At 44.8% G+C, this 19,930-nt stretch carries 15 protein-coding genes; 9 read left to right on the top strand and 6 right to left on the bottom strand.

The window, feature by feature from the left end; all coding sequences use genetic code 11:
* The first annotated feature begins 5 nt into the window (after window positions 1–5).
* The 4 genes from oppC (at window position 6) to ACRRS0_RS15590 (ending at window position 4,531) form a co-directional block, all read left to right on the top strand.
* Window positions 6–914 (top strand): oligopeptide ABC transporter permease OppC, encoded by a 909-nt coding sequence (gene oppC / locus ACRRS0_RS15605; protein WP_432452282.1) that lies wholly within the window; start codon window positions 6–8, stop codon window positions 912–914.
* 15 nt (window positions 915–929) lie between these two features.
* Window positions 930–1,913, top strand: coding sequence for an oligopeptide ABC transporter ATP-binding protein OppD (gene oppD, locus ACRRS0_RS15600; RefSeq protein WP_432452283.1), 984 nt, complete (start codon window positions 930–932; stop codon window positions 1,911–1,913).
* Complete coding sequence (gene oppF / locus ACRRS0_RS15595) at window positions 1,906–2,895, top strand: murein tripeptide/oligopeptide ABC transporter ATP binding protein OppF (RefSeq protein WP_432452284.1); 990 nt, start codon at window positions 1,906–1,908, stop codon at window positions 2,893–2,895. Before oppD ends, oppF begins: the two co-directional genes overlap by 8 nt.
* 307 nt (window positions 2,896–3,202) lie before the next feature.
* The gene (locus tag ACRRS0_RS15590; RefSeq protein ID WP_432452285.1) at window positions 3,203–4,531 is read left to right on the top strand and encodes an anaerobic C4-dicarboxylate transporter; all 1,329 of its coding nucleotides are present in this window, start codon (window positions 3,203–3,205) and stop codon (window positions 4,529–4,531) included.
* Between the two features lie 119 nt (window positions 4,532–4,650).
* Here ACRRS0_RS15590 and ACRRS0_RS15585 read toward each other — a convergent pair whose 3' ends face one another.
* The gene (locus tag ACRRS0_RS15585; protein WP_432452286.1) at window positions 4,651–6,270 is read right to left on the bottom strand and encodes an alpha/beta hydrolase; all 1,620 of its coding nucleotides are present in this window, start codon (window positions 6,268–6,270) and stop codon (window positions 4,651–4,653) included.
* 89 nt (window positions 6,271–6,359) lie between these two features.
* Complete coding sequence (locus ACRRS0_RS15580; protein ID WP_432452287.1) at window positions 6,360–8,300, bottom strand: TonB-dependent receptor domain-containing protein; 1,941 nt, start codon at window positions 8,298–8,300, stop codon at window positions 6,360–6,362.
* Between the two features lie 535 nt (window positions 8,301–8,835).
* On the opposite strand from ACRRS0_RS15580, the gene ACRRS0_RS15575 reads away from it, so the two are divergent.
* The 5 genes from ACRRS0_RS15575 (at window position 8,836) to pelA (ending at window position 16,357) form a co-directional block, all read left to right on the top strand.
* Window positions 8,836–12,012 carry a diguanylate cyclase gene (locus ACRRS0_RS15575; protein ID WP_432452288.1) on the top strand — a complete coding sequence of 1,059 codons (3,177 nt, stop codon included), beginning with the start codon at window positions 8,836–8,838 and terminating at the stop codon, window positions 12,010–12,012.
* Between the two features lie 348 nt (window positions 12,013–12,360).
* Window positions 12,361–13,317 (top strand): MBL fold metallo-hydrolase, encoded by a 957-nt coding sequence (locus tag ACRRS0_RS15570; protein ID WP_432452289.1) that lies wholly within the window; start codon window positions 12,361–12,363, stop codon window positions 13,315–13,317.
* 130 nt (window positions 13,318–13,447) lie between these two features.
* Window positions 13,448–13,753 carry a YkgJ family cysteine cluster protein gene (locus ACRRS0_RS15565; protein ID WP_432452290.1) on the top strand — a complete coding sequence of 102 codons (306 nt, stop codon included), beginning with the start codon at window positions 13,448–13,450 and terminating at the stop codon, window positions 13,751–13,753.
* A gap of 166 nt (window positions 13,754–13,919) precedes the next feature.
* Complete coding sequence (locus ACRRS0_RS15560; protein WP_432452291.1) at window positions 13,920–14,048, top strand: hypothetical protein; 129 nt, start codon at window positions 13,920–13,922, stop codon at window positions 14,046–14,048.
* Between the two features lie 770 nt (window positions 14,049–14,818).
* Complete coding sequence (gene pelA / locus ACRRS0_RS15555) at window positions 14,819–16,357, top strand: pectate lyase (RefSeq protein ID WP_432452292.1); 1,539 nt, start codon at window positions 14,819–14,821, stop codon at window positions 16,355–16,357.
* Window positions 16,358–16,472: 115 nt separating this feature from the next.
* Here pelA and ACRRS0_RS15550 read toward each other — a convergent pair whose 3' ends face one another.
* The 4 genes from ACRRS0_RS15550 to ACRRS0_RS15535 form a co-directional block, all read right to left on the bottom strand.
* Entirely contained in the window at window positions 16,473–17,432 is a 960-nt protein-coding gene (locus ACRRS0_RS15550; RefSeq protein WP_432452293.1) for a YbgA family protein, read from the bottom strand.
* A gap of 95 nt (window positions 17,433–17,527) precedes the next feature.
* Window positions 17,528–18,283, bottom strand: a complete 756-nt coding sequence (locus tag ACRRS0_RS15545; protein WP_432452294.1) for a S1/P1 nuclease — start codon at window positions 18,281–18,283, stop codon at window positions 17,528–17,530.
* Window positions 18,284–18,343: 60 nt separating this feature from the next.
* Window positions 18,344–18,817 carry a peroxiredoxin gene (locus ACRRS0_RS15540; protein WP_432452295.1) on the bottom strand — a complete coding sequence of 158 codons (474 nt, stop codon included), beginning with the start codon at window positions 18,815–18,817 and terminating at the stop codon, window positions 18,344–18,346.
* A gap of 47 nt (window positions 18,818–18,864) precedes the next feature.
* Window positions 18,865–19,926 carry a CobW family GTP-binding protein gene (locus ACRRS0_RS15535; RefSeq protein WP_432452296.1) on the bottom strand — a complete coding sequence of 354 codons (1,062 nt, stop codon included), beginning with the start codon at window positions 19,924–19,926 and terminating at the stop codon, window positions 18,865–18,867.
* Window positions 19,927–19,930 lie beyond the last annotated feature (4 nt).

Below are 19,930 nucleotides of genomic sequence, written 5' to 3'. Positions count from 1 at the left end.
CTGTTATGTTAGACAATAAACAAAATAGCGACGCAATTAGCGAGTTTGCTCAAAATTTGGAAATTGAAGGTCGTAGCCTATGGCAAGATGCCCGGATACGCTTTATGCGCAACCGCGCTGCGATGGTTAGTTTAACCATATTAGTTGTAATTACCTTATTGGTTATTTTTGGCTCTCACCTCAGTGACTTTGTGTTTGATGACACCGACTGGGGGGCGATGCACCAAGGACCTTCGATTGAAAGCGGCCATTACTTTGGCACCGATGCCTTGGGTCGAGACATGTTTGTTCGGACTTTACTTGGGGGGCAAATATCGCTGTTAGTCGGGGTGATGGGCGCTTTTGTTGCGGTGTTAATTGGCACTTTATATGGTGCAACCTCCGGCTTTTTGGGCGGCACGGTTGACCGAGTCATGATGCGGTTGCTGGAAATTCTTTATGGCATCCCCTTCATGTTTTTTGTGATTTTACTGGTGACCTTTTTTGGCCGCAATATTTTCTTAGTATTTGTGGCGATCGGTGCGGTGTCATGGTTAGACATGGCGCGGATTGTTCGAGGTCAGACGCTGAGTTTAAAAAATAAAGAGTTTATCGAAGCTGCTGAAGTTTGCGGTGTCTCTAAGTGGAAAATTATTACTCGCCACATTGTTCCTAATGTATTGGGTATCGTTGCGGTTTACGCCACTTTATTGGTACCACAGATGATTTTAACCGAGTCATTTTTAAGCTTCCTTGGTTTAGGGGTACAAGAGCCGATGACTTCTTGGGGCGCCTTATTACAAGATGGTTCACAAACCATGGAAATCGCTATTTGGCAGCTGCTTTATCCAGCTGGATTCATGGTAGTGACTTTATTTAGTTTTAACTATGTAGGCGACGGTTTACGTGATGCCTTAGATCCTAAAGATCGTTAAGGCAAGGGTAGAACAATGAGTTTATTAGATGTGAAAGACCTTCGGGTGGAGTTCTCAACTCCAGAAGGCAGTGTAACCGCGGTGAACGATTTAACCTTTTCACTGGAAGCAGGGCAGACCTTAGGGATTGTCGGTGAGTCAGGCTCGGGTAAAAGCCAAACCGCTTTTGCTTTAATGGGGTTGTTGGCGAAAAATGGCATCATTACTGGTGAAGCGCTATTTAATGGCCAGCAAATTTTGAACTTGCCAGAGAAAAAGCTGAATGCCATCCGGGCAGAGAAAATCGCGATGATTTTCCAAGATCCGATGACTTCTCTTAATCCTTACATGAAGGTGGGGGAGCAGCTTAAAGAAGTATTACGCCTGCATAAAGGGATGAATAATAAAGAAGCGCATGTTGAAGCGCTGAGAATGTTAGATGCGGTTAAAATGCCCGAGGCTGAAAAGCGTATGGCGATGTATCCCCATGAGTTTTCTGGTGGGATGCGTCAACGGGTGATGATTGCAATGGCACTACTTTGTCGACCACAGTTATTGATTGCCGATGAACCTACCACCGCCTTAGATGTGACAGTGCAGGCGCAAATCATGACCTTACTGAATGAGCTGAAAAGTGAATTTAATACCGCCATTATTATGATTACCCATGATTTAGGGGTTGTGGCTGGCCTATGCGAGAAAGTACTGGTGATGTATGCCGGTCGTACCATGGAATATGGCACTGCAGAAGAAGTATTTTATCGCCCAAGCCACCCTTATACCGAAGGTCTGCTAAAAGCGATCCCTCGTTTAGATACAGAGGGCGAAATTTTACCGACCATTCCTGGGAATCCGCCTAACTTACTTCGCTTACCGCAAGGTTGTCCTTTCCAAGAGCGTTGTCATCGTGTTAGTCAACGCTGTTTAGATGAAAGTCCGATCCTGACTCATTTTGGTGGACAACGTCAGCGTGCTTGTCATAACGATTTTCATTTATCGGGAGGACAATCGCATGAGTGAAAAAAACTTGTTGCTTGATGTCGTAGACTTGAAAGTATACTTCCGCATTAAAGATGCAAAAGCATTGCCTTGGACTCCCGCAGCTGCCTTGAAAGCGGTTGATGGTGTGTCATTAAAACTCTATCAGGGTGAAACCTTAGGGGTGGTTGGAGAATCGGGCTGTGGTAAATCGACTTTTGCTCGAGCGGTGATTGGTTTGGTTCCGGCCGAAGCAGGCAAAGTGGTGTGGTTAGGCCAGGATTTAACTCGCTTGCCACATAAAGAGCTGCGTGAGAAACGCAAAGAAATTCAGATGATCTTCCAAGATCCATTGGCCTCGCTTAACCCGCGGATGACGATTGGCGACATCATCGCCGAGCCATTAGAAACCTTTTATCCCAAATTGAACAAGCAAGAAGTCAAGCAGCGGGTTCAAAAAATGATGATGAAGGTCGGCTTGTTGCCTAACGTGATTAACCGTTATCCACATGAATTTTCTGGCGGACAATGTCAACGAATTGGAATTGCGCGCGCGCTGATCCTCGAACCAAAGATGATTATTTGTGATGAGCCAGTGTCGGCGCTGGACGTTTCTATTCAAGCGCAAGTGGTTAACTTGCTGAAAGAGTTACAAGCGGAAATGGGCTTGAGCCTTATTTTTATTGCCCATGACTTATCAGTGGTTAAACATATTTCTGACCGCGTTTTGGTAATGTATTTAGGTAATTCGGTTGAACTAGGCACCTCCGATGCCTTGTTTAATAAGCCAAGTCATCCTTATACCAAAGCCCTGATGTCAGCAGTACCAATCCCGGATCCGAAGTTGGAGCGTAGTAAAACAATTCAACTATTGGAAGGCGATCTACCTTCGCCAATTCATCCTCCTTCGGGCTGTGTTTTCCGCACTCGCTGTCCTATTGCGACGGAACAGTGTGCGAAAACTAAACCGCAGTTGCTTGGCAATGACCAGCACTCGGTCAGTTGTCTTCATACCAGCGTGTAAAACGCCTTGGTTGGTATCAAAAGCTAGGCTAATAAGCCTAGCTTTTTTATTGGATAAGGTCCCTCATAAGCTGTCTCTTCAATAGGGGAGTGGCGCAAGCTATTAATTTAACTTAGCTGTTCAACTTAGCTAACTTGCTACTTACATTTTAGGTTTAGTTTATTTACTTTTTAGGCGTGTGGCGTGAGCTGACTCTGACTATTTGTCACTGCTTATTTTGTGTTAGTAGAGTGTGAAGTATTTGGCATAACCACATCGACACTCAGTGGAAAATAGCGCTAACGCTATCATTTTAAGGGATCTATTGATGCTGTATTTTGAGTTTCTATTTCTGTTGCTCATGCTCTATACCGGCTCTCGTTACGGTGGGATTGGATTAGGGGTTGTCTCGGGGATTGGTTTGGCGATTGAAGTCTTCTTCTTCAAGATGCCACCAACCTCACCGCCAGTCACCGTGATGTTAATCATCTTGGCGGTGGTGACCTGCGCTTCAATTTTGGAAGCTGCCGGCGGCTTAAAGTATATGTTGCAGGTGGCCGAGAAATTGTTAAGAAAGAACCCTAAACGGGTGACTCTTATTGCCCCTTTTGTGACTTATACGATGACTTTTCTTTTAGGCACGGGTCACGCAGTGTATTCCATCATGCCGATTATTGGTGATGTGGCTTTAAAAAATGGGATCCGGCCTGAACGACCTATGGCGGCTTCATCGGTGGCTTCGCAAATCGCGATTACCGCATCGCCGATTTCTGCTGCAGTGGTTTATTATTTGGCTCAGCTAGCTGATCTTCGGGCCGATATTACGTTGCTATCTATCTTGATGGTGACCGTACCGGCAACCTTGTTTGGCACACTATTGATGTCTTTATATAGCTTAAAACGCGGTAAAGAATTAGATCAGGATGAAGAATACCAAGCGCGCTTAAAGGATCCGGTATGGCGTGAAAAAATACTCAATACCACAGCGACTTCTTTAGATGAGGTCTTACCGAGCAAAGCCAGAAATGCCGTTCTGTTATTTCTAGCTGCGATTGTAACGATTGTGATTATCGCCATGGTGCCAGAGATCCGCACCATCGTTGATGGTGATAAGCCGATTAAAATGTCGGTGATTATTCAAATGATGATGTTGGCTTTTGGTGGGGTGATTCTACTCGCAACCAAGACTGACCCACGTGATGTTCCTAATGGTGTGGTATTTAAATCGGGCATGGTTGCAGCCATTGCTATTTTTGGGATTGCCTGGATGTCGGATACCTATTTCCAATACGCCATGCCCCAATTTAGAAGTGGTATTGTGGAGATGGTGACTAATTATCCATGGACCTTTGCATTGGCGCTCTTTATTGTGTCTGTGGTGGTGAATTCTCAAGCTGCTACCGCGCGGATGATGTTACCAGTTGGCTTGGGTCTGGGCTTAGAACCGGCATTACTGATTGGTTTAATGCCTGCGGTATATGGTTATTTCTTTATTCCAAATTATCCATCCGATATTGCAACGGTTAATTTTGATACGTCTGGAACCACTAAGATTGGCAAGTGGTATTTCAATCACTCGTTTATGTCGGTTGGCTTAATTGGCGTGATTGGTGCGAGCTGCTTGGGATACGTACTGGGACAAATTATTATTGGTTAGCGGTTTGATTGGGGGGCTCATCTTGAGTGACCCTTGTTCAAGCCAAAAATAATAGGGAGGCTTTAAGCCTCCCTATTATTTGGGGGATGAGTCGCCCGATAAAGCAAACGATACCGCTTTTAGCGTTGCGGCTGTTGCGGGTCGAGTAAATATATAAGTCCTTCCGGTAATTGGGTTCGCCAAGCCAACATGTCATGACCGCCAGCTATTTCACTGAGCTGACTTTGATACCCTTTGGCATCTAACAGGCTTTTTAAACGTCGGTTTGGGGGCAATATCCATGTTTCTTCAAACAAGCCAGCACTAAGATACCAGCGTACTGTGCTGGTTGGTTTGAGCGCAAGCTGTTGAGTGAGCCATTCAGGTTGATGCTGGCGACTCGGGTCCATCTTTGGCCCCCACCAAAATGAACCGGACAAGCTTAGAACGCCGCCAAATAACTCGGGATATAGGGTTGCTGTGCATGCTGCTGTTAAACCTCCATAGCTAGAACCTGCTAAAATGGTTTGTTTTGCAGGTGCCGTAATGTTTTGCTGCGCGAGCCATGGCAGTAATTCTTTTGCTAAAAAAGATGAAAACTGAGGGTTGCAGGCTAATTCTGTTGCGCGGCTTTGGGCGCTGGGGTTACTGATAAATACTGCGTTCAGCGCCGGTATTTTTTTAGCATTGACTAAGTTATCCAGCAGTTGTGGCGTTTGCGCTTGCTGAAGATAACTCTCGGCATCGAAAAAGATAACTAAGGGCAGGCTAGAATCAGCAGCGGGATTGGCACTGCGATATAGATAAACATCGCGGCTATTGTTTAATATTTTGCTGCTTATTTGGCTTTGGCTTAGCGTTCCCTGATGTGTTGCTACGGGTGTTAGCCAAGGCTCTGCGGGGGCCGCAGCCAGGCGTAATATCGATTTACTGGTATATTTATCTTGTCGTTCAGAAAAATGCCAAGTGTTCGGATTGAAGGGGTCCCGTTGCGCAGTACTTAAAATCGCAACGCGTTGTGCTCGGCCACTTTCAGCAAGGGTTGGGACATCGGGGGCAATTTGATAGGAAAATAGACTGTTGTTGGGCAAGCTTAGACTTAAATACCAAATGTCGCTATCCTCAATTTGCTTGAAGGTGTGATGTTCGTGACCGGGTCCGCCGAGCAGTTTGACATTGTGTTTGGCACCTCGCCAGAGGAAGGTGACTAAGGAACTGCCCTTTGGCTCATCGATGCGATGGGGCGCAATGGCTTCGATGAGTGGGCTGCCGATGTGCGATATCTGTTGCCAAAATAATTCGGTATTGCCCGCTTTGACATATTGAGCGATCAGCTCTTGCAGGGTTTGGCTGGCGAGTGTGGTTTGAGCGGTTTGCATCGCTAAAGCAGGTTTACGTAATTTTAGGGTCAGCTGATTCGGGACTGCGGCATTGGTGAGTGTTAACTGATAATTGCCACTTTGCTGGGCGACTAAGTGAAGACTTTGTCCTTGACTCGGGCTGAGTAATAATTGCTTTATCCGCTTGCCATTTGGGTCATCTAGGGTGGCTTGTTCGAGTTTATTGGTGGCCGAAAACTTACCGCTGAGATAATCCCCAGACTGAAGTGCGATGGACCAAGAATGGGATTGATGTGCATCTAAGGAAATCGTTTGCTCGATGGGAAGGGGGGCCGCGGCGAGTTTTAAGCTTAATAAGCAACATAAGCTGGGCAATTGTTTCACGAGTTTTCGGGATGTTTTTTTTCGAGAAAGAGGCATAAAGGCTCCAAATTGACAAGGAATACCAAAGCCAGCAAGGCTTTCAGGAAGCCTTTGACTGACTTTGGTATGGCTAAAAGTGCGTTAATTTAGAAGTCGTAATTAGCACTTAAGTAGACATTTCGCCCTAACTCATGACCGCTAAAGTCTTGCGATTTTTCGTCTAAACGAAGATCAAACAGATTTTTAACACCAGCTTTAAGGTTTAGCGCAGTGGTTGCCTGGAAGGCAAGGCCTAAATCCACGGTGGTGTAAGCGGGCAGCTCGGAGCCCGAATTATATTGTTTGCCGGTGTATACCGCTGAAACGATGCTATTGAGTCGTTCGCTCACCCACCAGTTTAGATTGGCATTGGCCACATGTTCAGGGCGATTACTTAATGGGTTGCCTGCGTTGTCTTCAGCATCTAGATAAGTGTAGTTACCCAATAAACTAATATCTTGGGTGATATCTACCGCACCCGACAGTTCGACACCTTGTAGTGTTGCTTCGCCAACGTTGTCCCACCATCTGCTTGGCGTACCATTGATGACCGCATATTGTGCTTCAATTAAGTTTTCAACTTCGCTGCGATAAAGTGCCACGCTGACATCCCAAGACGCTTGAAGATACTCAAAACCTAATTCATAGTTGACACTGGTTTCGGCTGCTAAGTCAGGATCTCCTGAGATTGAACAACCACCACCACAGCTAATAATCTGATATTCAGGATTGGTTTGATAGGTTTGTGGTGCTTTGTAGGCCTTGCTTACCCCACCTTTTAGAGTTAAGGCATTGCTTGCTTGATAAACCAGGTAGGAACGAGGTGTAAAATGACCACCAAATACTTCATGATCATCGTAGCGTCCGCCCAAAGTTAGGGTTAATTTATCACCTAAGCTCAGCTCATCTTGCAGGTAGACTGCATACATGGTGGTATTGGCTTCTCCGCTGGGTTGGTAACCAACTGGATCTTTGATCTGCTGCTGTTGTAACTCTCCACCGGCAGTGATGTTGTTGAAGCCGAGCTCGGTATTTATAGAGCCGTTAATGAGCAAGTTATTTTCTTTGACTTGGCGTTGTTGCGGGGCGTCGTAGCGATTGTTGTAATCATCGATGGTACTGGTTTCATAATTTGCGTAGAGCGTTGAACTACCCCAGGCCCATTGCCCGCGGTGTGTTGCGCCAAAGGTCATGCGATCAATCGCCTGAGCACGAAGCGAGCTAATATCGCCATAGCTTGAATAGGGCCGCTCATCATGGTTATAGTTGAAATCAAATTCTGCTTGTTGTTGGTTATTGATATCCCAATACAAAGTGGTGTAAATATTTTGGCTATTTTTGGCTTCTAGGGCGGGCGCTTCTGTTCCCATATTTTCATCTAAGTACCAAGCATCTCGGTCGTAGATTTCACCAGCAATTGATAAGCTGAGCCGATCATTGAGCTGTCCTGAAGCGTACAGGTTGGTTCGGCTCTGAGCGCCCTCGTCACCGGATGTCATCACAACATTATCTTGACGAATGCTTCCTCCCCAAACTTTACCTGGTGCCTTGGTGATGATATTGATCACGCCTCCAATGGCATCGGAGCCATATAGGGCAGACATCGGGCCACGAACAATTTCTACTTGAGCAATCGCATCTAAGGGGATTGAGCTGTAATCAAAATCACCGCCTCGCCATAGTGAAGCAGAAGAGGATACCCGCTTACCATTGACCAAAATAAGGGTGTAACCTTGATCCATTCCCCGAATGTAAATGGCATTGCGGCCACTGCTATCGCTGTTATTGATAATGCCTGCGTATTTTTCCAAGATATCGGGTAAACCGTTAACCGGTGAAGCTTTAATATCTTCAGCGGTAATTACGGTGGTGAACGCGGGGGCAGTTTGTACTGTATGTTCGGTTGACGAAGCGGTCACCACCATCACCGGGTTATCAAGCGGGGCATCAGCCGCGATGCTGCTGTGAGAATTGAGTAAGACAGCAGCGACCAGCAATGCCAGTTTACTTTGAGTGAGGGAGAGGATCGGGGGAAGTGAGTTATTCATAACGCTCCTTGTAGCATAAAGTTTAGTTTTAAAATTTGTTGCTGATTTTGGGAAGGTCATCCAATTGAAAAATTCATTCATGAAATCAGACTATTACTCAGTGTTTGTAATAGTATCAACATTGAATGCAAATAAGAATGATTTTTATTTGATATTTGTAGTGGATCTTAAAAAAGGAGTTTTTAGATCATTTTCGCCAGATTTATTTAATCGTACCGTTTAAATAAATCGGCTGAACGAGTTTATGTGACGCTGACAATATAGTTATTTTAGTCATTACTTTACAATTCGCATGAGAATGAAATGTGAAGAAGACTAGGGTCGCTTCATGTTTCGTGGTTCATTTTGTTCGAAAGAATATAGAAGTTGAGCTTAACCTCAGCGGTATTGCTTAAGCCGTTTTGAGTGTAAAGTTTGGTTGAATTGCTTGTTCTTGAGATATCACGCACTGCACCGAAACTTCCGTGGATAAACATGCAAGCAGAAGGGATCATCATCTTCAACCTTGAATAGCCTGAGGAGGCGATTAAACAACATGCCCCGAGTCGATCATTTTTCACAACGTATCGAGACCGAATGGAAGAGAGCCCAGTGCCGTCAAGCGAGTTTTAGTTTTTATCAAAGTAGCGACGCAGAGAGTCTTGCTCGTTGGGCTTCTGCATTTGCCGAGCAACAACAGTTATCGTTGAAACTGATTAGCCTGAATCAGCAAAGTATTTACTCTCCTTACCGAGCCTTGTTTGCCTTGTTTATGCATCAGTTGCCACAATCTAATTATTCAGTGGCAGCCTTAGTGAAGCTTGCAACTGATTTTGTTCCCTTACAGCAGTGCTTAAGTGGGCTATTAACCGGAAAGATTCATCCTCGAACTGAATTATTGTTAATGGATGATTTGTATTTTGAGCAGCGAGCTTTACAGCAGGCTATTTTACGTTTAGTCGAATTGCTGTTGGATGAACCTTGTATTTTGGTGATGACGGGTTGGCATTTCGCTTCTGCTTCCGCGATTCAAACTTTAATCGGCTTAGTCAATCATCAACTGAAAAATCCAATTATGGTGATGATAGAGGTGGATACCCAGTATGCACTTAGTCATCGCCAAGATGACGAAGCATGGGAAGGTTTTCTTGATTGGTTGGATGATATGACTTTGTTGTATCGGGTTCCTCCGAGTCAAGCCTTATTAAAGCCGATTTGGCACTATCGGGAACAGGGTGAAGTCTCGATGCAATTAGTGGCAGAGAATATCCAGAGTATGGCGTGGCCAGAAGCTGAAGCTGCTGCAAGGGTGTTGCTCGATGCGGGGGACGTAGCAAGCCCGGCTGTTGAACAGTTACAGTTACAACTTGCTGAAGCCTTACTTTATCAGGGAGAATTGAATGAGGCGGTGACGGAATTAGAGTTAGTATCGGTTTCTGAAGCGTCTCCCTGTCGCACGGATGATAGGGTAAAGCAGCTTAACTTACTGAGCCTAAGTTTAGTCCAACAGCAGCGTTTTGAAGAGGCAATGCAGTATTCAGAAGCCGCTATCGAAGTCGCAGAGCAGGCGGGTCATGGGCGGCTATTGGCTCAATCTTGGTTTGTGAATTATTACGCCCATGATAAGTCTTCGACACCTGTACAGCTAAAGCAGTTTGAGCTGCTTGATAAAACATTGCATCGTTATCAGATGAACTGCTCCCGATTATATGCTCTACGTAATTACTATACCTATTTACGTTTTTATGAGGAGCTGGAGGCAACGCTGGCACTGGAGTTTACTCAGAAAGCGGTTAATTTAGCGCGTAAAATTGGCCATCATCAAGGTATCGCCGCCAGTTATCATAGTAAGGGGATCATCTATTCCTATGTGGGCCGTTATCATGCGACTTTTCGATGTTTTGCGATTAGCTCTCGGATCCGGGAAGCATTGGGGGAGGCCAGTGAACGGGTGCGAATGTATAATGGGACTGGTTATTTTAACACCTTGCTTGAGAAGTATCCCGAAGCGCAACAACAGTATTTGGCCGCCTATAATATTATTCGTCATAGTGGCGATTATTCAGAGCTGGTGGCAACTCTTTACAATTTTGCTTGGTTGTATTTTTGTACTCGAGATTATCAGCAAGCCAGTGACGTGCTTGAGCAGTTGGTTCGGGTGTGTCGGATTAGGCAAATGACTCACTTCCCATTTCGTAACCTCTATGATGTATTTAGTCTGAAAGGTTTTTGTCATGCGAAGTTAGGTGAGTTAGCAAGAGCTCAGCAATGTCTAGAGCGGATGCAGGGGCTACCGTTTAAACCCTCTAGCACGGGTGAGTTTTTAATGAGCTTGCTACAAGGCGCTTTATATGTGGCAGATGAGCGCTTAGATGAAGCTCGGCAAGTATTTGAAGCTGCCCCCGCCATTTTGGGGGACGTAGTGGATATGGATACTCGTTTATTGCCGCAATGTAGCTGTGAATTGCTAGAAGTGTATAGTCGTCAGGGGGATTGGCTAGGCTGTGAACGGCTATTAAGCCAAAGCTTAGCGATGTGTGAGTTATTAGACTTACCTCATTTTTCCCAAATTTTTATCGATATTCAGCAAGTTATCAGTCAGCGAAACGTCTTTTATTCTCGACAGATTAAAGCGGTCCGTTTATTACCGGTACAGCTTTATCTCGAAGACTTGGTGCGAAATGCGAAGCAAGGGATGCAGTTACGCCAAGTGCAACAGCGTTTGCGAGAGATGCAATTGATTAGTCGAATGCAATCTCTTCCAGAGCGCTTTGACAATAGTCAGGATCTAGCCAACGAAAGCTTGAAATTAGTTTGTGGTAATTTCACGGTACAGCGAGGCATGATCCATTACCTAAACGTTGACCAGTGGCAGGCGTGGACCGAGGGTCATAGTTTGCCAGACTCTCAGGTACAGCAATATCTTCATAAGATTAAAGAACACCAGAACATTTGGGTCGAAAATAGTTTCTTCTCTAAGGGAGAAGATGGCAAGCGTGCCACCTATAACTCGCTGGTGTGTTTACCTATTTTTGTGGATGGGCACCTTTATGCGGCAATGACTTTGTGTAACGTCAATAGTAATCGCTACTTCGATCGTCAGGATCAAGATACCCTGCAATTGGTGAGCCGACAGCTTGGCAGTCAATTACAGCAGCTAAGGCATCGAGAAAATCTGTTAAAAATGTCGACCACCGATCCTTTAACGGGCTTGTTTAATCGTCAAGCCCTATTGGCTCGCCTTGAACAAGAGTTAGTCATTTGTGCGCAGCAATCTGGCAGTTACTATTGCTCTTTAGCCTATATAGATTTAGACAATTTTAAATTTGTGAATGATTTGCTTGGTCACGATGTGGGGGATCGCGTACTTTGTGCGTTTGCCGAGATACTGATTCAAACGATGCGAGCCAGTGATATTGTTGCGCGTTGGGGCGGGGATGAGTTTGTTGTGGTATTCCCAAATGTGAGTCACAGCCAAGCGAAGATAAGCGCAGAGCGTTTATTAGATAACTTACAATTACACCATTATTTAAAACCACAATTAATTGAGTGGGCCGACAGCGTTGAGTTAGTGGAGAATCTACCTGATTTAACCTGCTCCATCGGGATTACCGATTGCGGTGGTATGGTGCATACGGACTTAAATGAAGCGTGGTTGTTAAAACAAGCAGATAAAGCTTTGTATAAAGCCAAGGCCGAAGGAAAAGGCCGGGTGAAAGTGATCAGTCGATGAAGTCGGCTAGGCGATAAGCAACGCTTTCATTGCGGACTAACGCCACTCAAAGTTTGGCAATATATTGGTCGCTTATCGCTCGCTTCATTTACCATAAATGAAACATAAGCTTAGTTTGTTCAAACAGCGTGGTGCTGCCAACCTTGTATTTGCCTAAGCCCATCTTTAAACTGTTGATTATCTCATTATTTTTATGAAGGTTTGTGATAGTCATTACTCATCTTTTGGGGGATAGTGAGTCATCGACCATTCATGTGTTTGAACATAGGGAATCTTGTGGCAGTGACAGTTGTACAAACTTTGCTTGTTGGAATTGGTGCAGTAGCGCTCATTGCGTGTAGTGTTAGCATGAGTAAGCAATTCAAAAATAATCATATTCCAGCGATAGAAAAAAACCCATTAAAGTTCTTCTATGTTCGCTACTTTGGTGAACCCAAGTGGGCCGACCAAGCGGCCCAGGCAGCAGATATACCGCGCCAGTCTGTCGATAGCCAATTAATTAATCGTGTTGATGAGGCGACCAAAATTACTTGGTTAGGCCACTCTAGTTTTTTGATTCAAGTTGCTGGAGTGAATTTTTTGACCGACCCGGTGTTTAGTGAACGAGTTTCACCGATGTCTTTTGCTGGACCGAAGCGCCTTGTCCCACTTACCTTCGATTTAGAAGATCTACCCAATATTGATTTTGTGTTGATATCGCATAATCACTATGACCACTTAGATGAAAATACCATTAAACATTTGGGGAATCGGACCAATTACTTTGTGCCTGAAGGCCTAAAACCCTGGTTTGAAAAACAAGGAATCGATGCTCAGCGAGTCAATGAACTTGCTTGGTGGGACCATCAAACCTTTGGTGCGGCGAGTATTACCGCAACCCCGAGCCAGCATTGGTCTGGAAGGGGGGTATTTGATCGAAATAAAACCCATTGGGCAAGTTGGCTAATTGAACTGGGCGGCAAACGTTTATGGTTTGCTGGTGACACCGGTTATAACCCTTATGATTTTAAAGAGATTGGCCAATGGGCAGGCGAAATTGACGTAGCCTTGATTCCTATTGGGGCCTATTCCCCTAGGGGTTTTATGAAAGATCAACATGTTGATGTGGCAGAGGCGATAAAAGTGCATCAAGATGTGCGTTCAAAATTATCCATTGGCATGCATTGGGGGACTTATCCATTGACTGCCGAACCAGTGATGGAGCCTGCTGAACTGCTGGATAAACTGACTCAAACGCAATTGGATGATAATAGCCAGTTTATCCATATGGCGATTGGTGAAACCCGAGTCTTTGAGCGAGAGTGATTTGCTTGCCGAGATTTGTTGCCTTGATTTTAGGTGTGCTGCTGGTGGCCCTATAGAGGGGCGAAGTCAATCATCCAAATTGATTTCGAGTTTCCGTCTCTTAGGGTAAAATCCCCTGCTGTTCCAATAGATGAGATATGTGGCGATTAATATTAAAATATTATCCGAAACTGAAGTCAGCTGTTCTAATTGCCATGCTTGCTGTTGTCGATTAGAAGTTATGATTATTAGCGACACAGGGGTTCCCGACCATCATATTGTTGTTGATGAATGGGGCGGTGAAAGCATGCTACGTTTAGATGATGGCTGGTGCTCAGCGTTGGATCGTGAGACTTTACTGTGTTCTATATATGAAAACCGGCCTTGGATCTGTCGCGAATTTGAAATGGGATCCTATCAGTGTCGAAATGAGAGAGCGCTATCGATGCTCACTTGATTTCCCATCGAGCTAGAACACAAAGTTCATTTATTTTATCAAGCATTTCACGACAGAAGCCTTGCTGGATAGTCCATTCGAAGTTTATGTCGGCATTTCAGTTACAAAGGATGATGTTAAAACATTCCGCAGGATGCACCATTTCGCTTCGAGCGATGGAGCGTGAATGTGGTATGGAGATGAAATGAAAGAAAGCTGTTTGTGTAGTGAAGTCTCATTTATCTTGTCTGGAGAGTTACCTGCGATTTTTGTCGTTGTTGTGGAAGCTCGGGTCCAAATACTTCATCGGATTTAAAGTTCGTTTGGGGGCTGCTTGGTTTATTCTCCACACGGATCAAGGTAGACGTTGCAGCTTATGTTTATGTTGACTCAAGAGCTGATTGGAATTCTGATTTTTTTGGGGGGATTCTGTACCCAAATTTAAGAGATGCCAAGTGAGCAAGCGTGGTTAGCGCTGCGCAATAAAAATATCTCGAACAAATAGCCCGTAATGTCGCACCAACAAGGGCCAATTTTTACTTAATCTAGCGTATGTGGTCCCTATAAACAGGCGATAGCCAAAGTGTTTGCTCTTAGGCGTGGCATTCGGTGAGTTAAAACGCTGTTTCCATACCTTTGCCCATCATATGAATTAAGCCTTTATCTCAGTAAGAGCTTATCTAATTAGAGTGATCGGTTCTCGATGACGACCGCCCTATGCCAGCTTGTGGTTCCTGGAGTGAGTCAACTTTTTTGGGGGAGTTAGTAATGATGGGTAAGTTTATTAAAATAAAGGATATTTTTTGCTACGGAAGTTTGTTTTTGTGAATCAATTCAAATCATATATAGAAAAACCAGACTTCGATCTTCTTTTTTAAAACCGCTTTTTAATAATATACAACCATCGTTTCTTAAAGCTGTACCGATATAGTTAGCTGAACTGGGTCGTCATTGGTCATTCAATGGCCAACCGTAAAAGTGCTAGCGATGTTTTATTTTGTACAGAGCATTTGTCGATTATTTCATTGGCTGTGGTAAAGCAGAGAAGCTTGTCGACGACTAAACATAAGTATTTGGAGAAGCAGAATGAAGTTGGTTAAAAAAACTTATTTAGCCCTGATGCTGGCAGCCGCTTGCACTGCAAGTTCGGCTTATGCAGAACAAGCCGTGACTTGGGAAAATAGTGACTTACATACGGTTTCATTGATCATGAGTGAGCCGATGATGAAAGTCGACGGGAGTTATCATGAGCTACTGGATGCTTATTATCTAAAACCACTGATGACTAAAGAGAAGGTGGTGATAGCGCCGTTAGACGATATTTTTGATGAATTAAACGGTGAAATGTCTTTTGATGGTAAGACGGTTGAGTATCGTTTAAATAAAAAAGTTGTGTCGATGGTGCTTGATTCTGCTGATGCTGTAGTGAATGGTAAAACGGTCAAGGCTCCAGCCGCACCCCAGATCATAGAGGGGGCCTTGTATGTGCCATTTCGCTTTGTATTTGAAGGACTCGGCGCTAAATATACTTGGAATTCATCTAGACACATTGCCGAAGTAACGCTACTACGCCCTAGCGGTACCATCTTTAAAGCGCATAAGGGCAAAATTTCGGCCAAGACTATTCTCAAACAAAAACCAGAGTGGTTTGCCTCTAAAGAAGCGAAGAATGTGGCAGAGGCTATGCTAGCTAACCAAAATGTAGATGGCGGCTGGTTTAAGATTGGTAGCTCTAATGATTTATCGGTTGCTTATGATCGTGATACTTTTCCCACTTATCGTCAGAAATCTACGATTGATAACGATGCCACGAACTTGCAAATTGAAGTGTTGGCGAAGATTAACCAACAGCATTCAGAGCAACGTTTACAAGAAAGCATCATTCGTGGGGTTGAGTATTTAATTAATGGGCAATATGACAACGGGGGTTGGCCACAATTCTTCCCACAAACTCGAGGCTATCATCGTCATGTGACGTTCAATGATAATGCTATTTCTAATACGCTCAATATTTTAGAAGAAGTGGCGAATAAAACTAAAGATTTTGCTTTTGTTTCTGATGACCTAGCGACCCGCGCGAAAGCCTCAATGAATAAAGGGATCCGCTTTATTCTCGATAACCAAGTGGTCGTGAATGGCGTGAAGACCGGATGGTGTGCCCAATATAATGTGGATACGCTTGCCTGTGAACGCGGTCGCTCATACGAGCTTGCATCAATTAGTGGTGATGAGAGCGTGAAAGTGATCAAATTTTTGATGAGCATTGATAAACCATCATCAGAAGTTGTTGATGCGATTAATAGTTCTGTGGCTTTCTTGAAGTCTCAGAGCATTAAAGATAAAAAATTAGTGAAGACCAAAGACGACACTCTTGAATTTGGTCGCAACCGAATTGTGATTGATAAACAAGGTAGCACCGTATGGCCACGTTTTATCAATACCGAAACTCTGCAACCGCTATTCTCTAATCGCCAAGGCGATCACTTGGATGCTTACGAAAAAGTAAGCTACGAGCGTCGGGTGAAATATAGTTGGTTGGTAACGTCACCGGGTAAATTAATTAAAAATAATTATCCTAAATGGCAAGCGAAATACTCGCCTAAGGTGAACGTTTTAGCTGAGTAAATAGAAAGACCTTAATCCTGTTCTTTAATCCTTGTTCCTGTGTTAAGTAAAAGCTTTAAGCCGAAAGGCTTAAAGCTTTTTTTTGTGAAATAAAGCGCTGTGATGGGCCTTGTTTTTAAAGGCTATAGCGTAACTTCAGCTGATTTGGATGCGGATTTAGGTAAGCCTGCATCGCAACATAGTGATTAGGGTGCTCGCGCAAGTAGTGTTGAATTAAACTAATCGGAACCAGTAAGGGAAGTAAGCCTTCACGGTACTGGTGGATCCGTTCACTCAGCTCTTGTCTTTGTTCGGGATTTAATTCGCGTTTGAAATAACCTTGCAAGTGCAGCAATACATTACAGTGATTTTTACGGCTGCAGTTGTGTTTAAGAATTGCCATAAACTGAGCGATGTAGGCGTTAAAACCGCTCTGGTCATGATTACCGTTTAGATTCGCGACTAAGGGACCCAAATGACGATATTTTTCTGGGTGGTGGGCCATCAATAGGTACTTGAATTTTGCATGAAAGCGCTGTACTTTCGCGACACTCAGGCCCTCGTCGGCCAAGCTTTTCCACTCATGGTAAGCAAACACTCGGTTAATAAAGTTTTCCCGAAGTAAGGGGTCATTCAGCCGGCCATCTTCTTCTACAGGAAGCAAGGGATAGGCCTGCATTAATTTAGCGGTGAATAGGCCGCTGCCATCTTTAGTTGCGTTGTTCTTCTGCGGATGATAAACACTGACTCGTTCCATGCCACAGCTTGGTGATTTAGCGCAGACGATATAACCGCTAAGATGACCGAGTTGCGGCAAGCGACGCTCGGTATAATCATGCATTTTTTCAGTGACATCGAAGCTGCCATCACTGGCCTGCAGACTGATCCGCTGGTCATCCTGAACTAAGCGAATCGCTTTGCGAGGGCTACCCATGCCAATCGCCATCTCTGGGCAGGTGGGCTCGAAGCTAAAAAACTCAGCCAACTCGACACGACAGAAGCGTGATTGCTTATGTCCGCCGTCGTAACGAACTTCTTGGCCTAATAAGCAGCTACTGATGCCGACGGAAATTTTGTCGCTAGAGAATCGGTTCATGATGCTTTCCCCTGGTTGTCTTCATTCTTAATACGCAAGTGAGCGTGGGGCGATCACTTTACGCTGAAAAAAATTCGATCTTTGGTCGTGTCTGTCTATCCTAGTTGTTGATTCAGTTTGGCTGCGAGCCGGAGGCCAGCTTTGACGATTTGTAATTCTAGGCTTGCCCGGTGACGATTAACATATGACTGGCCAAGTCGAGGACTAGAAAATTGATAGGCCTGTGGCACCAGCTGACGAGTCTCGGCTATCCACTGAGGATAACTTAAATGAATCTCGAAAGTTTGTTTGGAATAGTGTTTGATGAGCCACTTGGCATAGTTCTCAGGGGAGTCGTAGCGGGTATTTAATAGCTGACTATCCCAGACTCGATGGAGGTTTGAGGGCTTACCGTACCAGCTAATTTTGCGGGTATTTCCGCCGCGATCTTGGGCATAACCAAGGTGTAAGGGTTGGTGAAGATCGGCGAGTAGGTGTACATAAAACTTTAAGGCTTGCTGTTGTTTGTTGTGGCTCGCTGCTTGAGCGAGTTGTCGCTCGAAATACTCGAGCTGGCTGAGCACATCACCTTTTGCTGAGCGCCGTTGTTGGGCAAGAGTTTTACCCTTGTCTATATTCAGGTAATGCCAAGGTCCGGTATGTTGCCATTGTTTTTGGTCACGAATTTTATCGGCCCAGCTTGCGACGTCGACCAGTGACTTTCCATCTAGAATATCGCTCACCCGTTGAGTGACGGTAGGCGTTAAATTCTGTTGGGCAATATAAGCCACTAACTGATGGCCCAAATGACCAAAAGCAAAACAGGGAAAAGAAATCAAGCAACAGCACAATAGCAGATGAAAACGTTTCAAGTTGCGACCTCAATGTCGCTAACAGTTCACTCGAAAGCTGTTAGCGAGCGTGATTGGGATTTACAGCAAGTCTAAAATGGTTTCTGCTTTACTTCGCTCAAAACTTTTTGCTTGTTCAACATTCACCGTTGTGACCGTTAAGTCGTCGATAATCAAGGCATAGCGTTGTGAACGAATACCGCCAAAACTAGCGGTGTCCATTTCTAGACCTAGCGCCTTGGTAAAGCTCGCATCTCCGTCGGCTAGCATCATTATTTGCTCAGCATTTTGCGCTGTTCCCCAGGCTTGCATTACAAAAGCGTCATTCACTGCGACACAGGCGATAATATCCACACCTTTAGCCTTGAGTTGATCGGCTAAGACCACAAAACCTGGTAGATGGGCTTCGGAGCAGGTGGGCGTAAAAGCACCGGGTACCGCGAATAAAACCACTTTTTTGCCAGCAAACAATTGATTCAGCTTATGGGTTTTCATACCGTCGGTGGTTAATTCGCTTAAGCTAGCTTCGGGTAACTTTTGTCCAACTTCGATCATGCTGACTTCCTTTTAGATTGAATCAGGTGAATACTCGATTGCTAAGACTAGAGCCTATTCTTGAGTTGGGCAAGCAAGTCTTGGCTGGGATTGAGACAGCAGGCCAGTAACTGATGATTAAGTTGTTCGAGTTGGGGCAGGTCTTGACCAATCAGTTCTAGTTTGTTGATGGTATTGGCAGGTAAGTATTCGATGTGAGTGTGTTGTCCAAGGCGATTCAGTAACAAGCTTCCTTGGTCACATTGGCATAGGACTTTGGCTCGAAGTAACTCTAATGTGTTAATAAATGCAGCTAGTTGTTGCGCTTCAAAACGATATTGTGCAGGAAAATGCCAGCCGATACTGGTATATCCTTCAAGGTGCTGAACCTTGCAGATAGCTTTAGTTAGCGGGGCTTGTTGATCGTTTACGGCTGTGAGCGCTTGCTCTTGTAGAGATCCATCGATTGAATTTGAGCCTAGACTGAATGGCTCTGGTTCCTTTGCTTTAGGCCCGTTTACATCTAAATAGTTTAGAGCTAACTTTCCTCTACGGATTGCGAGTAAGGGGGTGGCAGATAGCCCGAGCTGCCGAAGAAAAGCTTGCAGTTCTTCTAGGTCCTTCGATTGATAGCTTTCGCTTTTGCTGGCAAGGATCAGATCTGCAATTGCCAACTGTGCTGCAAAATTGGGGTGTGAGGTATAGCGAGGGTCGGTAATTACTCGAGCATCTACTAAGGTGAGTGTCGCCGCGAGCTGTAAGTGTGCTTGAGCACTTAAGCTTTGCAGGCGTTGCCGAATTTGTTTGGGATGGCCGAGGCCGGTCGGTTCGATTAATAAACGGTCTGGTTTTGCCGTTCGTAATAGTTGTGTCAGCGCCACCTGAAACGGCACCCCTGCAGCGCAACATAGGCATCCTCCGGGGACTTCTTTGATGAATACCTTTGAGTCGGGGTCTGCGGCGGAAATGAAGTCGGCATCGAGACCTATTTCGCCAAATTCATTGCTTAAAACGGCCCAACGTTGCTCTGGAGGCTTGTTGGCTAGCAGATGTTTAATTAAGGTAGTTTTGCCTGCACCTAAAAATCCAGAGATAAGATTGGTTGGCACCGCTTTAGTGATGATTTGCATATAA

Origin of the sequence: Agarivorans sp. QJM3NY_29 (assembly GCF_050870835.2) — a bacterium.
Classification (GTDB): Bacteria; Pseudomonadota; Gammaproteobacteria; order Enterobacterales; family Celerinatantimonadaceae; genus Agarivorans.
The sequence above is the reverse complement of the archived record's forward strand: the minus strand, read 5'-3'. Positions and strand labels throughout refer to the sequence as shown.